The sequence below is a fragment of the Bradyrhizobium sp. IC3123 genome (assembly GCF_020193625.1).
GTDB lineage: Bacteria > Pseudomonadota > Alphaproteobacteria > Rhizobiales > Xanthobacteraceae > Bradyrhizobium > Bradyrhizobium yuanmingense.
This window is the reverse complement of the sequence record NZ_JADYVF010000006.1, coordinates 26,773-41,014: the sequence shown is the minus strand read 5'-3', so window position 1 is coordinate 41,014 and position 14,242 is coordinate 26,773. Positions and strand designations below refer to the sequence as shown.

Annotated in this window: 11 protein-coding genes; 4 read left to right on the top strand and 7 right to left on the bottom strand. The window is 65.6% G+C overall.

The features are described from left to right. Positions 1 to 349 precede the first annotated feature (349 nt). The 3 genes from I6F20_RS20790 to uraD are packed head-to-tail and all read left to right on the top strand — an operon-like array spanning position 350 to position 2,591. Complete coding sequence (locus tag I6F20_RS20790) at positions 350 to 763, top strand: DUF3830 family protein (RefSeq protein ID WP_036045261.1); 414 nt, start codon at positions 350 to 352, stop codon at positions 761 to 763. Then, the gene (puuE, locus tag I6F20_RS20785) at positions 764 to 1,699 is read left to right on the top strand and encodes an allantoinase PuuE (protein ID WP_225127637.1); all 936 of its coding nucleotides are present in this window, start codon (positions 764 to 766) and stop codon (positions 1,697 to 1,699) included. A 4-nt stretch (positions 1,700 to 1,703) separates the two neighbouring features. After that, positions 1,704 to 2,591: a 2-oxo-4-hydroxy-4-carboxy-5-ureidoimidazoline decarboxylase gene (gene uraD, locus I6F20_RS20780; RefSeq protein WP_057028791.1), complete on the top strand. Its 888-nt coding sequence runs from the start codon at positions 1,704 to 1,706 to the stop codon at positions 2,589 to 2,591. 97 nt (positions 2,592 to 2,688) lie between these two features. On the opposite strand, the gene I6F20_RS20775 is transcribed toward uraD, so the two are convergent. The 3 genes from I6F20_RS20775 to I6F20_RS20765 are packed head-to-tail and all read right to left on the bottom strand — an operon-like array spanning position 2,689 to position 7,658. After that, the gene (locus tag I6F20_RS20775; RefSeq protein WP_225127636.1) at positions 2,689 to 4,086 is read right to left on the bottom strand and encodes a nucleobase:cation symporter-2 family protein; all 1,398 of its coding nucleotides are present in this window, start codon (positions 4,084 to 4,086) and stop codon (positions 2,689 to 2,691) included. Between the two features lie 24 nt (positions 4,087 to 4,110). Beyond that, positions 4,111 to 6,834: a molybdopterin-dependent oxidoreductase gene (locus I6F20_RS20770; RefSeq protein WP_225127635.1), complete on the bottom strand. Its 2,724-nt coding sequence runs from the start codon at positions 6,832 to 6,834 to the stop codon at positions 4,111 to 4,113. Continuing rightward, positions 6,831 to 7,658 carry an FAD binding domain-containing protein gene (locus tag I6F20_RS20765; RefSeq protein WP_225127634.1) on the bottom strand — a complete coding sequence of 276 codons (828 nt, stop codon included), beginning with the start codon at positions 7,656 to 7,658 and terminating at the stop codon, positions 6,831 to 6,833. The genes I6F20_RS20770 and I6F20_RS20765 overlap by 4 nt, the downstream gene beginning before the upstream one ends. A 146-nt stretch (positions 7,659 to 7,804) precedes the next feature. On the opposite strand from I6F20_RS20765, the gene I6F20_RS20760 reads away from it, so the two are divergent. Beyond that, positions 7,805 to 9,154: an 8-oxoguanine deaminase gene (locus I6F20_RS20760; protein ID WP_225127633.1), complete on the top strand. Its 1,350-nt coding sequence runs from the start codon at positions 7,805 to 7,807 to the stop codon at positions 9,152 to 9,154. 110 nt (positions 9,155 to 9,264) lie between these two features. Here the strand turns inward: I6F20_RS20760 and I6F20_RS20755 are convergent, their stop codons facing one another. The 4 genes from I6F20_RS20755 to I6F20_RS20740 form a co-directional block, all read right to left on the bottom strand. Further along, a complete protein-coding gene (locus I6F20_RS20755; protein WP_192893407.1) occupies positions 9,265 to 10,341 on the bottom strand; it encodes a BMP family ABC transporter substrate-binding protein in 1,077 nt (358 codons plus the stop codon). Positions 10,342 to 10,416: 75 nt separating this feature from the next. Beyond that, positions 10,417 to 11,334, bottom strand: a complete 918-nt coding sequence (locus I6F20_RS20750; protein WP_109142969.1) for an ABC transporter permease — start codon at positions 11,332 to 11,334, stop codon at positions 10,417 to 10,419. Next, a complete protein-coding gene (locus tag I6F20_RS20745) occupies positions 11,321 to 12,412 on the bottom strand; it encodes an ABC transporter permease (protein WP_109142970.1) in 1,092 nt (363 codons plus the stop codon). Before I6F20_RS20745 ends, I6F20_RS20750 begins: the two co-directional genes overlap by 14 nt. Beyond that, a complete protein-coding gene (locus I6F20_RS20740; RefSeq protein WP_225111996.1) occupies positions 12,396 to 13,967 on the bottom strand; it encodes an ABC transporter ATP-binding protein in 1,572 nt (523 codons plus the stop codon). Before I6F20_RS20740 ends, I6F20_RS20745 begins: the two co-directional genes overlap by 17 nt. Positions 13,968 to 14,242: the final 275 nt, after the last annotated feature.

The window sequence follows — 14,242 nt, the reverse complement described above, 5'->3', positions numbered from 1 at the left end:
GTACTGGATTCCCCGCTCCAGTGCGCGATTGCGTACAAGGCCGGGAATGACAGTGTTACTTGGAGAACGCACCATCGCCTCATCTTCGTCGTTCCGAACGCAGCACCACGCTCAGCTCTCGTGCCCCGGACGCAGCGCATCCGCGCCGGCGCCCTTTGCCCCGCAAAACCGTCGGTGGACTCACCTCCTGCAATCCGGTTCAATGGACGAGTTTTGAGGCGATCGAGCAGGCCGGGTGGCGTGCCCAACTCATGCGAGAGCCTCTCGCGCCCCTTGCGCGAAGCCCGACGGAGTGCTTTTTGCTGAAAGTTCCCCGGGGGGCGCATCGCCCCCGATCCAGAGAGATGAGATGAGCAAACTCGTTATCCGCGCCGGCGATTTCACCTTCGATGCCCGTTTCGAGGAGCAGGCGGCGCCCAAGACTGTCGCCGCCTTCCGCAAGGCGCTGCCGTTCGAAAGCCACATCATCCATGTGCGCTGGAGCGGCGAGGGCGTGTGGATGCCGCTCGGCGACCTCGACTTCGGCGTCGGCTACGAGAACCACACCAGCTATCCCGCCCCCGGCCAGATCATCCTCTATCCCGGCGGCATCAGCGAAACCGAGATCCTGCTGGCCTATGGCGGCGTGCACTTCGCGAGCAAGATGGGCCAGCTCGCCGGCAACCATTTCATCACGCTGACCTCGGGCCTGGAGAACCTCGCAACGCTGGGCAAGAGCGTGCTGTGGAAGGGCGCGCTGCCGATCCGCTTCGAGGAAGTCTGAGTGACCGAGCCCCGCTACCCGCGCGATCTCCGCGGCTACGCACGCAACCCGCCGCATCCGCAATGGCCTGGTGACGCGCGGGTCGCGGTGCAGTTCGTCGTCAATTTCGAGGAGGGTGGCGAGAACAACATCCTGCACGGCGACCGCGCCTCGGAAGCCTTCCTGTCCGACGTGCTCGGCGCGCAGCCCTGGCCCGGCCAGCGCCACGCCAACATCGAATCCATGTTCGAATATGGCTCGCGCGCCGGCTTCTGGCGGCTGTGGCGGATGTTCAACCAGCGGAGCTGGCCGACCACGGTGTTCGGCGTCGCCACCGCGCTCAAGCGCAATCCCGAGATTGTCGCTGCGATGAAGGAGGCGGGCTGGGATATCGCCAGCCACAGCCTGAAATGGATCGAGCACAAGGACATGACCGAGGCGCAGGAGCGCGCCGAGATCGCCGAGGCCATCCGCGTGCATACCGAGGCGACCGGCGCACGTCCGCTCGGCTGGTACACCGGGCGCTCCTCGATCAACACCAACCGTCTCTTGATGGAGGAGGGCGGCTTCCTCTATCTCTGCGACTCCTATGCCGACGATCTGCCCTATTGGGTCAAGGGCGCCAGCGGCAAGCAGCTCATCATTCCCTATACGCTCGATGCCAACGACATGCGGTTCATCAACCCGCAGGGGTTTGCCGAGGGCGAGCAGTTCTACACCTATCTGAAGGACGCCTTCGACGTGCTCTATGCGGAAGGCGAAACCGCGCCAAAAATGATGTCGGTCGGTCTGCATTGCCGCCTCGCGGGCCGGCCCGGCCGCGCAGCGGGCTTGATCCGCTTCCTCGACTATATCGGCAAGCACGAGCGCGTCTGGGTGCCGACGCGGCTTCAGATCGCGCAGCACTGGCACGAGAAGCACGCCCATCTTGCCGCCGACGCATTCGAGATCGGGTGAGATGATGTCGCAGATTTCACTCGCCGATCTCAACGCTGCAAGCACGGCCGACTTCGTCGCGGCGCTCGCCAACGTCGTCGAATATTCGCCGTGGATCGCCGAGCAGCTCGCGGCAAAGCGGCCGTTCGCCGGCATCAACGAGCTGCACGCCGCGCTGATGGCCGCGATCCAGAGTGCCGAGCCTGACGTGCAGCTGGCGCTGATCCGGGCGCATCCCGATCTCGCCAACAAGACGCAGCGCGCCGCGGGCCTCACCGCGGAATCGACCGACGAGCAGAACAGCGCCGGGCTCGACCGGCTGTCGGATGCCGAATATTCCGCGTTCGAGCGGGCCAACAACGCCTACCGCGACAAGTTCGGCTTCCCCTACATCGTCTGTGTGCGCCGTCACACCAAGGATTCCGTGCTGCGCGACTTCGAGGCGCGGCTGCTCAACATCGCCAAGACCGAGATAAGGCGTGCGATCGAGGAGATCGGCCGCATCTCGGCGCTGCGGCTCGACCAGCTGGTCGCCGCCGACGACAGGCTGAAGGTGCACGGCCGGCTCTCGACCCATGTGCTGGACAACCAGATCGGCAAGCCCGCACCTAGCATCCCGATCGAGCTCGTGGAGCTCGCGAGCCTTGGCGAGAATCGCGTCATCGCGCGCACGGTGACTAATGCCGACGGCCGCACCGACCAGCCGCTGATCGGCGGCCGTCCGCTGCCGATCGGCCGCTACGAGCTGCGCTTCAGCGTCGCCAAATATTACGCCGCGCGCAACGTGCCGCTGTCCGATCCGCCGTTTCTCGACGAGATCCCGCTGCGCTTTGCGATCAGCGAGCCGGAAAGCCATTACCACGTGCCGCTGCTGGTCACGCCCTGGAGTTACTCGACCTATCGCGGCAGCTAGAGCATGATCCGGAAAAGTGCGTAGCGGTTTTCCGACAAGATGATGCTTAAACAATAATCCAAAGCGCGATGACGATTCATCCTAGTCGCATCGCGCCTTAGACATGCTGTGCCGATGCGGCGGCTGACGCCGCGTCGGCCTCGGCGGCAGCGCCACCGCTCAATCCGTTGAAGAAGGCATTGAGCAGCACCGACACGACCGCGCAGAGCAGAATGCCGGACTCCAGCAGCGGGTGCAGATCGTGCGGCAGATTGCGGAAAAAACCGGGAGCAACGAGCGGTATCAGTCCAAAGCTGATCGAGATCGCGACAATGAACAGATTGTAGCGGTTGTTGCGGAAATCGACCGAGGCCAGGATGCGTGCGCCGGTGGCCGCCACCATGCCGAACATCACGAGGCCGGCGCCGCCGAGCACGACCAGCGGCACCGCCTCCACCAGCGCAGCGAGCTTCGGCAAGAGCCCGAGCACGAGCAGGATGCAGCCGCCCGTCACCGTCACCCAGCGCGAGCGCACGGCCGTGACTGAGACGAGGCCGACGTTCTGCGAAAACGAGGTATAGGGAAACGTGTTGAAGATGCCGCCGAGCAGCGTGCCGAGCCCGTCGGCGCGCAAGCCGCGGCTCAGGGCTTCGCGGTCGACGGCCTTGCCGGTGATCTCGCCAAGCGCCAGGAACATACCGAGCGATTCGATCATCACCACGATCATGACGATGCACATGGTGATGACAGGCACCAGGTGGAATTGCGGCATGCCGAAGCGGAAGGGAATCACGAGTGCGCCCCAGGAGGCGGCGGCGACCTTGTCGAAATGCATCACGCCCAGAATGCTCGCGAGCACCGCGCCGGCGATGATGCCGAGCAGCACGGCGACGTTGGCGAGAAACCCGCTGCCCCATTTGATCAGGCCGAGGATGAAGAGCAGCACGAACAGCGAGATGCCGAGCCCCTGCAATTGCCCATAGGCTGGATTGGGAAAGCTGCCGGAAACGCCGTCGACCACCTTCGTCAGCGTCGGCAGGCCGCCGCCGGCCCAGTTGATACCGACGCGCATCAGGGAGATGCCGATGATGAGAATGATGGTGCCGGTGACGACGGGAGGAAACAGCGGCAGCAGCCGGCTGACGAACGGCGCAACGACGATGCCGAACAGGCCGGCGGCGATCACGGAGCCGTAGATGCCGAGCAGGCCGATTTCCGGTGAAGCCGCCATCGACAGCATCGGGCCAACCGAAGCAAAGGTCACGCCCATCATCACGGGCAGGCGGATGCCGACGCCGGGGAAGCCGAGGCACTGGACCAGCGTCACAAGTCCGCAGGCGAACAGGTCGGCGCTGATCAGGAAGGCGACGTCCTCCGGCGGCAGCTTCAGCGCGCGGCCGATGATGAGGGGGACCGCGACCGCGCCGGCATACATCACCAGCACGTGCTGGAGCCCGAGCGCGAGCAGGCGCGGGACCGGCAGGACCTCGTCGACGGGATGGACGTCGTTGCTCATGGATGTATCCCCCGAAACATGCATCTAGCCGAATTTGTCATGGAGCGCCGGAAACAGCCGGTCCGGCTTGAAGGGCGGCGCGGTGAAGCGAATGCCGGTGGCATCCGCGATCGCGTTGCCGAGCGCGGCGGCGACCGGATTGTAGGGGCTCTCGCTCATCGACTTCGCGCCGAGCGGGCCGATCGTGTCGGACGTCCCGGCGAAGAACACTTCCGTGCGCGGCACGTCGGCGAAAGAGGGCAGGTGGTAGTCGCGGAATTTCGGATTGGTGACGCGGCCGCTCGCGTCGATCACCATCTCCTCGTAGAGCGCAGCGCCGAGCGCCTGCGCCACGCCGCCTTCGACCTGACCGCGGCACTGCATGGGATTGGCGACGACGCCGGCGTCCGCGGCGTGCACGCTCCTGAGAATCCGGAGCTCGCCGGTCGCCTTGTTCACCGCGACGCGAAAGCCCTGCACGTTGAACCCGACCGATCGCGGCGTGCCGCCGGACGTGCCGCTGCCTGCGGACGGCCGGCCGCGCTCGCGGGCGAGCTTCGCCAGCTCCGTAAAAGGCATGCGGCGGACGCCGCTGACGACGGAGTCCGCATCGAGCGCACAAGTCTCCACATCGCACAGCCAGGCGTCGGCGGCTGCCGCCTTCAGCTCGCTCGCAAGCTGCATGGAGGCCGCATGCGTCGCCTTGCCCGCAACGAAGGTGCCGGCGCTGCCATACGCGCCGGTGTCGTGGCCGCCATGGGCGGTGTCGGACTGGCGCAGACGAATCTTGTCGACGGTGGTCGCCAGCGTGGTCGCCGCGATCTGGCGATGCACGGTGCTGGTGCCGTTGCCGAACTCGGCCGTGCCTACGGTGAGGTCGAAGCCTCCGTCGTCGTTGAGTGCGATCGTCGCATCGGCGAAGTGGCCGGCCGGCGGCACGGTGTCGATCATGGTCAGCGCGATGCCGTCGCCGATCAGCCAATCCGGCGACAGCTCCGGCTGCGGGGAATCGGCCTGCATCGCGCGCTCGACGAGATCGAGGCACTGGTCGAGCCCGTAGGAGCCGTAGAGCACGTCGTGATATTCGGAGGGCGGCGGCGAGAGCATGGGATCGCCGGGCCTTACGATGTTGCGCCGGCGCATCTCGTAGGGACTGATGCCGAGCTGCCCCGCCAGTTCGTCAATCGCCGCTTCCACCGCGATCAGCGCCTGCGGCAGGCCATAGCCGCGAAACGCGCCCGCCGGCACGGTGTTGGTGTAGACGGCGACGCCGTCGACCCGCTTGTTCGGGCAATTGTAGACGGCGATGGACTCCGCCAGCGCGTGGAACAGCACGGGGCCGGCGTGATTGCCGTAGGCGCCGGTGTTGGAGAGCACGTCGAGCTGGAGCGCAGTGAGCTTGCCCTCGCTGTCCGCGCCAGCCCTGACGTGGATCCGCATCGGATGCCGCGTCGAGGTCGCGATGAACTGCTCCTCGCGTGTCAGCTCCAGCTTGACCGGCCGCCCGGTCTTCAGCGCGGCAAGCGCCAGGATGTCCTCGACGAACATCTCCTGCTTGCCGCCAAAACCGCCGCCGACGCGTTCGCAGAACACGCGGACCTTGTCCATGGGAAGCTGGAAGATGTCCGACAGCGCACGCCGGGTCAGGAACGGCACCTGCGTCGAGGTGCGGACGGTGAGCACGCCGGAATCATCGAGCCAGGCGAGACCGCCATGGGTCTCGAGCGCCGCGTGCTGCACACGGTGACTGTGAAAGGTGGCCTCATAGGTGGCGGCAGATGTGGCGAGGGCCGATGCGACATCGCCGAACTCGCCATGCGTCTCCGCGACCAGGTTGCGCTGGGCATCGGCAACGCGGTTCGCAGTGGTGCGGTCGGGATGAATGAGCGGCGCACCCGGGGCCATCGCCAGCTCGGGATCGATCAGCGCCGGCAGGACCTCGTAACTTACTTTCAGCTTGCGGCACGCCGCCTCGGCGGCGGCTTCGGTCTCGGCGACGACGGCGGCAACCTTCTGGCCGATGAAACGGACGACCTCGTCGAGGACGCGGGTATCCTCCGGGTCCATCCAGTCTTTCTCATGCCGCGCCGTCGAGATCAGGACGGAGGGCGCATCCTCGTGCGTCAGCACGGCGTGCACTCCGGGGATGCTCAGCGCGTCCGACTTGTCGATCGCGACGATCCTCGCGTGCGCATGCGGCGAGCGCAGCAGCTTGATGTGCAGCAGACCATCGATTGCGGTGTCGAAGGTGTAGCGTGCCGTGCCGCGGACCACATCGGGGCCTGCGGGGGCGGGCAGGCTGCGGCCGAAGGCGGCGCCGGCCTCGACGCTCGCCTCGACATTGGTCTTGCCGAGGATCGCGTCCTCGATCGACCGATAGCCGGTGCAGCGGCAGATATTGCCTTTCAGCGCCGTGCCGAGATCGGTGCGCTGCGCCTGGTTCAGCGAGGCGCAGGTCAGGATCATGCCGGCGGTGCAGAACCCGCATTGAAAGCCCTGCGCATCGAGGAAGGCCTGCTGCATCGGATGCGTGCCGTGATCGCCGTCAAGGCCTTCGATCGTGGTCACGCTGCGGCCCTCGGCCCGGAACGCCGGGATCAGGCAGCTGTGCACCGGCTCGCCGTCCAGCAGTACGGTGCAGGCGCCGCAGTCGCCGGCATCGCAGCCTTTCTTCACGCCGAAATGGCCGAGCTCGCGCAGGAACGTGCGCAGGCACTGGCCGGCGCGCGGCTCCTGGGAAAATGCCTTGCCGTTGACCTCCAGGCTCATGCGGGGGGCGCTCCCAGCAGCTCGCCGCGAATCTCCTCGGCCAGGCGCATCGTCATGTGCTTGCGCCAGAGTGGCGCGCCATGGATGTCCGTGTGGTACAGATCATCGGTAATCTCCTGCATGAGCGCGGCGCGCAGCGCGCCTGCGTCCGGGGCTTTGCGGAAGCGCAGCTGGATCGGCCGCACCGTCGACGCGGTGACCGTGAGTGTCAGCGTATCATCGGCTTCGAGACTGCCGATCAGCAGCGCCGCGGAGCGGCCGACGGGCGCCAGCGAGATCTGGCGGAAGGCCGTGCGGCGCTTCAGCGCGGGAAGCGGGATGTCGATCTGCCGGAGCAGGTCGCCTGGCGTCAGGCGATTGCGCTGGTTGCCGGTGACGAATTCGGTGACCGGAAGCCTCTGTTCACCGCCGCCGGCCTTCCAGATGGTGCAGACGCCGTCGAGTGCCGACGTCAGCGAGATCATCGGCCCCGCCGGCAGCGACATGCAGAGATTGCCGCCGACGGTGGCGGTCTTCCAGATCTTGAACGAGGCAAGGAAGGCCCGGCAGCACTGGTTGATCAGCGGCGCTGCGAGCCAATCAGAGGGGCAGGCGAGTCCATCGAGCTCTGCGATGGTGCAAGTGGCGGCGATCGAGAGGTGGCTCTCTGTGATCGCAAGTGCCGGCCATTTCAGATCGGTGAGATCGATCAGTCGCGTCAGATGCGTTTGCGGCTCCGAGAACAGCCAGGTGCCGCCCGCGAGCCAAGCATCACCTGCCGTCCAAACGGGCAGCTGCGCGCGCGTTTGCGGATGGGCGACGGCTGTGATGGTATTCAAGTCCATGGCTGCGCCAACGCTTCCGACGGTTGAATGGTCCGAGCGAAGTGTTGCAAGACGGGAGCCAAGTGGCAACAACAAGTCGAAGCAAGGACGCAATCGTCCTCGGCCTTGCAGGTCCGCCGTCAGGGTGGGCGAGGAGAAGCAGGATCATGACTGAGGCAAGTTCGACCTGGATCAGGGATCCCCTGGCCATCCTCGCCGACGGGGCCGAGCGCGGCATTGTCGTGAAGGACGGCCGGATCGTCGAGCTCGTGCCGGCGGGCGGTGTGCCCGCAACCGCCGATGTCGCAGTGTTCGATGCGGGCGAACACGTCGTGCTGCCGGGCCTGATCAATACCCATCATCACTTCTACCAGACGCTGACGCGGGCGCTGCCGGCCGCGATGGACCGCGAGCTGTTCCCCTGGCTCCAGGCGCTCTATCCGGTGTGGGCGAAGCTGACGCCGGAAGCGCTCGAGCTCGGCGTCACCGTGGCGATGTCCGAGCTGTTGCTCTCCGGCTGCACCACCACGACGGATCACCACTACGTCTTCCCGCCCGGACTCGAAGACGCCGTCGATATCGAGGTGGCGGTGGCGAAGCGCCTCGGCGTGCGCGTGCTGCTCACGCGCGGCTCGATGAACCTGTCACAGCGCGACGGCGGCTTGCCGCCCGACAGTGTCGTGCAGGACGAGGACACCATTCTCGCCGATAGCGCCCGCGTGGTCGCCAAGCATCACCAGCGCGGCGCGGATGCGATGGTGCAGATTGCGCTCGCGCCATGCTCGCCGTTCTCGGTGACGACGTCGCTGATGCGCGCCACGGCCGATCTCGCCGACAAGCTCGACGTGCGCCTGCACACCCATCTCGCCGAAACCGAGGACGAGAACAGCTTCTGCCAGCAGATGTATGGCTGCCGTCCGCTCGACTATCTCGAGCAATGCGGTTGGCTCAATGCGCGCACCTGGCTCGCCCATGGAATCTTCTTCAATCCGGACGAGATGAGACGGCTCGGCAAGGCCGGCACGACCGTCAGCCATTGTGCGTGCAGCAACCAGCTGCTCGCGTCGGGCTGTTGCCCGGTGTGCGACATGGAAGAGGCCGGCGTCGGGATCGGCATTGGTGTCGACGGCTCGGCCTCCAACGACGGATCCAACCTCATGCAGGAGGTGCGGGCCGCGTTCCTGCTGCAACGCGCGCGTTATGGCGTCACGAAGGTCAGCCACAAGGATGCGTTGCGCTGGGCCACCAAGGGCTCGGCGGCATGTGTGGGCCGGCCGGAACTCGGCGACATCGCCGTCGGCAAGGCCGCCGATCTTGCGCTGTTCCGGCTCGACGAGCTGCGCTTCTCCGGCCACGGCGATCCGCTGGCTGCGCTCGTACTGTGCGGGGCGCATCGCGCCGACCGGGTGATGGTGGCTGGAAAATGGGCGGTGATCGACGGTGCGATCCCGGGTCTCGATGTGGCAGACCTCATCCGCCGCCACAGTTCCGCGGCGCGGGCCATGCAGGCTGGATAGCCGGGCGAAATAGAGAAAGAGGGGGCAGCCACAAGTGCCGGGTGCTTCTGGCCACCCCCTCCGAACCTCCTCCGGGAGGAGCAGGTGATTTAGTCAATGCAAGAAGCGTGCTACTTGCCTGGCAGCTTGTCGTCGATGCCTTTCACGTAGAAATTCATGCCGAGGATCTGGCCGTCATCCAGGTGACCGCCGCCCTTGCATTCGACCGGCTTGCCGTCCTGCCCAACGATCGGGCATTTGAACGGATGCAGCTTGCCCGCGGTGATCGCGGCCTGGGCATCCTCAGCCATTTTTTTCACATCGTCAGGCATGTTGGTGTAGGGCGCCATCGCGAACATGCGGCTGTCGAGACCACCCCAGGTGTCCTCGGACTTCCAGGTGCCGGCGAGCTCGGCCTTGACCCGCTCGATATAGTAGGGCCCCCAGTTGTTGATGATCGAGGTCAGCTGAGCCTTTGGCCCGAACTGGATCATTTCGGAATCCTGGCCGAAGGCCAGCTTGCCACGTTCGCTGGCGATCTGCATGGCGGCGGGCGAATCCGTGTGCTGCATGATGACGTCGGCACCCTGGTCGATCAGCGCCTTGGCGGCGTCGGCCTCCTTGCCTGGGTCGAACCAAGTGTTGGCCCAGATGATCTTGACCTTGATGTTCGGATTGATGGTCTGCGCCGCCAGTATCGTCGCGTTGATGCCGGAGACGACCTCCGGAATTGGGAACGAGCCGATATAGCCGAGCACGCCCGACTTCGACATCTTGGCCGCAATCAGGCCTTGAATGTAGCGGCCCTGATACCATTTCGCCGAGTAGGTCGACATGTTCGGGTTGCGCTTGTAGCCGGTGGCGTGCTCGAAATGCACGTTCGGATATTTCTTGGCGACCTTCAGCGTCGGATCCATGTAGCCGAACGATGTGGTGAAGATCAGTTTGTTGCCGGCGCGGACGAGCTGCTCGATTGCCCGCTCGGAGTCCGGGCCTTCGGGCACGTTCTCGAGATACGTGGTCTCGATCTTGTCGCCCAGTTCTTTCACCAGCGCCTGGCGACCGAGGTCGTGCTGATAGGTCCAGCCGAGGTCTCCAATCGGACCGAGATAAACGAAGCCGACTTTCAGCTTGTCGGCGGCGGAGGCCGCACTGACGCTCCCAGCGAGCAAGAGCCCGGCAGCCAGTGCAAGAAGTGATTTCCTCATCATCGATCTCCAAACTTCGGGGGAAGCCACGATCCGCAGCATGCGCGCCCCATCGCGCACGCCTTGGAATGAAACTCAGCGGTCAGGCACGAACACCGTACCGAGCGCAGCCGGCGCGGTCGAGCCGCCGGTGCGCGCTCGGGAGATAAGGACCAGCACGATGACCGTCGCGAGATAAGGCAGCGCCGACATGAATTGCGAGGGAATGCCGACGCCCCATCCTTGCGCATGCAGTTGCAGGATCGTCACCGCGCCGAACAGATAGGCGCCGATGACGAGCCGGCCCGGCCGCCAGGACGAGAACACCACTAGCGCCAGTGCGATCCAACCGCGGCCGGCGGTCATGCCCGGAATGAAGAACGGCGTATAGGCGAGCGGCAAATAGGCGCCCGCAAGACCCGCGCAGGCCCCGCCGAACATCACGGCGAGGGTGCGGATGCGCAGGACGGGATAGCCGAGCGCATGCGCGGAAACGTGATTGTCGCCGCAGGCGCGGAGGATCAAGCCTGCCCGGGTGCGGTACAGGAACCACCAAACCGCGACGATCAGTGCGATCGAGAAATAGACGAAACCATTCTCGCCGAACAGCACGCGGCCGATCAGGGGGACATTAGTGAGACCGGGAATGACGAGTTGCACGGCCGGCGTGATGCGCTCGCCGACGAAGCCGGCGCCGATCAGACCCGAGAGGCCAACACCCAAGATGGTCAGCGCGAGGCCGGTTGCGACCTGGTTGACGGCGAGCCCGAGTGCCATCAGCGCGAAGACGAGCGACATCAGCGTGCCCGCGACGATGCCGAACAGCGCGCCGATAAAGATCGATCCGGTCAGCCAGGCGCCGGCAAAGCCACAGGCCGCGCCGACGATCATCATGCCTTCGACCCCGAGGTTGAGCACGCCGGAACGCTCGGCCACGAGTTCGCCTGTCGCGGCCAGCAACAGCGGCGTCGACGCGGCGAGTACCGCCAGGATGATGGCCTCAACCAGCTCCACGGGCCACCACCTTGTTCGGGAACACCAGCTTGAAGCGGTAGAGAATGAGGGAGTCGCAGGCGAGCACGTAAAACAGCAGAATGCCCTGAAAGACCTTGGTGACGTCCAGCGGAATCTTCATCGCGATCTGCGCCTGCTCGCCGCCGATAAAGGTCAACGCGAGGAAGAGGCCTGCAACTAATATTCCAAGCGGGTTCAGCCGGCCGAGGAAAGCGACGATGATCGCGGTAAAGCCGTAGCCTGGCGAGATGCCGGGCTGGAGATGCCCGACTGGACCCGCCACCTCGATGATGCCGGCAAGCCCGGCCAGCGCCCCGGAGACGGCGAAGGTCAGGATGATGAGCTGGTTGGCGTTGAAGCCGCCGAACCGCGCGGCGCGCGGCGCGGCGCCGACCACGCGGATCTCGAAACCCTTGATGGTGCGCCCGAGCAGGATCGCGGCTGCCGCGACGACGAGCAGGGCGATGATCGAGCCGAGATGCAGCCGGCCGCCTTCGATCAGCAACGGCACGGTCGCTACCGGATCGAACTCGGCCGTGGTCGGGAAATTGAAGCCGTGCGGATCGCGCCAGGGGCCGCGCACGAGATAGTCGAGGAAGAGGTCGGCGACATAGACCAGCATCAGGCTGGTCAGGATCTCGCTGGCGCCGAATTTCACCTTGCAGATCGCCGGGATCAGCGCATAGAGCGCGCCCGCAGCGGCGGCGAGGACGAGCATAGCCGGCAGCACCCAGGCGCCGGCATCAGTACCTTGCGTCTTCACCGCGATCCAGCTTCCCGCGACTGCGCCGATCAGGAATTGCCCTTCGGCGCCGATGTTCCAGGCGTTGGCGAGATAGCACAGCGACAGGCCGATCGCGATCATCACCAGCGGCGTCGCCTTCACCGCGATCTCCTGGAGCGAATAGCCGTCGGTGAGGGGCGCAATGAAATAGGCGTGCAGGGCAAGCAGTGGATTCTTGCCAAGGATCGCGAACAGGATGACCATGGTCACGATCGTGAGGCCAATCGCGATCAGGGGGGACACCAGCGCGATCGTGCCGGAGCGCTCGGCACGCTTCTCAAGCACCAGCTGCATGCGCGATCTCCTTTGGCTGCAGGCTGCTGCCGCCCATCAGAAGGCCCAGCTTCTCGCGGCTTGCTTCGCGTGCCGAGAGCGGAGCCGACAGCTTGCCGTGGAACATCACGGCGATGCGGTCGGCAATCTCGGCGAGCTCGTCGAGATCCTGGCTGGTCACGAGTACCGCGGCGCCTGCGGTGGCGAGATCAAGCAGCGCCTGACGGATGACGGCGGCGGCGCCGGCATCGACGCCCCAGGTCGGCTGGCTCACCACCAGCACCGCGGGATTGCGCAGGATCTCGCGTCCCACGATGAACTTCTGCAGATTGCCGCCGGACAGGCTGGCGGCCTCGGGATCGCGCTTGGCCTTGCGGACGTCGAAGGTTTCGGTGGCGCGGTCGACCGTTCTCAGCGTAGCCGCCGTATCGATGAATCCGCGACGGACCATGCCGCTGGCGGCATGGCCGGTGAGCAGCGCGTTCTCCGACAGTCTCATCCGCGGCGCGGTGCCGTGGCCGAGTCGCTCCTCGGGAACGAAGGCCGCCCCCAGCTTGCGCCGCTGGGTGATCGAAAGGTGACCGGCGGCGATGCCCTCGATCACCACCGTCCCGGGGGCCTTCGCGAGGCGCTCGCCGGAGAGCGCTGCGAACAATTCGTCCTGGCCGTTACCGGCGACGCCGGCGATGCCGAGAATCTCGCCGCCCTTCAGCTCGAATGAGATGTGCTCGAGCCGTACGCCGTGCGCTTCGACGGGAGCCAGCGAGAGATCGTTGACGACGAGCCGCGGCACGGTGGTCTTGCGGCCAGATGCGCCCTTCACCTCCTTGACCTCGCCGCCGACCATCATCCGCGCAAGCGAGGCGGCGGTTTCGAGCCGAGGGTTGCAGGTCTCGACCTTCCTGCCGCCGCGCAGGATCGTCGCCGTGTCGCAGAGCCGCTTCACCTCCTCCAGCTTGTGGCTGATATAGAGGATGGCGCGGCCCTCGGCCTTGAGGCGATCCAGCACGATGAAGAGCTGGTCAGCCTCCTGCGGCGTCAGCACCGCGGTGGGCTCGTCCAGGATCAGGAATTTCGGATCCTGCATCAGGGCGCGAACGATCTCGATGCGCTGACGCTCGCCGACGGAGAGTTGCCACACCTCACGCCTGGGATCGAGCGGCAGACCGTAAGTCTTCGACACCTGTTCCAGCCGGGCCGACATGTCCTTGAAGGATTCCTTGCCGTCGAGGCCGAGCGCGACGTTCTCGGCAACCGTGAGATTGTCGAACAGCGAGAAGTGCTGGAACACCATGCCGATGCCGCGGATGCGCGCTTCGGACGGACCGGACAGCACGATCCGCTCGCCCTGCCAGTGAATCTCGCCGGCGCTGGGCTGGATCAGTCCGTAGATCGCCTTGACCAGCGTCGACTTGCCGGCGCCGTTCTCGCCCAGCAGGGCGTGGATTTCCCTCGGCCGGATCTCGATATCGATGCAATCGTTGGCGAGGAAATCGCCATAGCGTTTGGTGAGGCCGATGGTCCTCAGGAGCGGGGACTCGCCGGAATGCTGGCCGTTGGATGTCGGATCTAACATTCGTTGATGCGCTTGCATGGGTGACGTGCCTCAATACTGGGCCAGTTTGGACCCCGGCGTAAGATGTGAAAAAGCATCATCCCTTGCTCAACGCGTCGGCAGGCTCTCGGCCCAGCGCCGGTCATCGATTCCGAGCAATCATATCCCGCAAACAGCACCCGGACGGTTGGGGGCGATCGCGTCTGCGAGCGGCCTGTTGCAAATTTGTGACGGTCCAAGGCAAATCGGAACCCGCTGCGCAGACCTGACGCCATGTTGAGCAACGGACGCGTCGG

Excerpts from the sequence above, each read along its gene's own strand:
- I6F20_RS20740 (WP_225111996.1), bottom strand. The coding sequence starts at position 13,967 with ATGTTAGATCCGACATCCAACGGCCAGCATTCCGGCGAGTCCCCGCTC.
- I6F20_RS20760 (WP_225127633.1), top strand. The coding sequence starts at position 7,805 with ATGACTGAGGCAAGTTCGACCTGGATCAGGGATCCCCTGGCCATCCTC.
- I6F20_RS20770 (WP_225127635.1), bottom strand. The coding sequence starts at position 6,834 with ATGAGCCTGGAGGTCAACGGCAAGGCATTTTCCCAGGAGCCGCGCGCC.
- I6F20_RS20755 (WP_192893407.1), bottom strand. The coding sequence starts at position 10,341 with ATGAGGAAATCACTTCTTGCACTGGCTGCCGGGCTCTTGCTCGCTGGG.
- I6F20_RS20790 (WP_036045261.1), top strand. The coding sequence starts at position 350 with ATGAGCAAACTCGTTATCCGCGCCGGCGATTTCACCTTCGATGCCCGT.
- I6F20_RS20765 (WP_225127634.1), bottom strand. The coding sequence starts at position 7,658 with ATGGACTTGAATACCATCACAGCCGTCGCCCATCCGCAAACGCGCGCG.
- I6F20_RS20775 (WP_225127636.1), bottom strand. The coding sequence starts at position 4,086 with ATGAGCAACGACGTCCATCCCGTCGACGAGGTCCTGCCGGTCCCGCGC.
- uraD (WP_057028791.1), top strand. The coding sequence starts at position 1,704 with ATGTCGCAGATTTCACTCGCCGATCTCAACGCTGCAAGCACGGCCGAC.
- I6F20_RS20745 (WP_109142970.1), bottom strand. The coding sequence starts at position 12,412 with ATGCAGCTGGTGCTTGAGAAGCGTGCCGAGCGCTCCGGCACGATCGCG.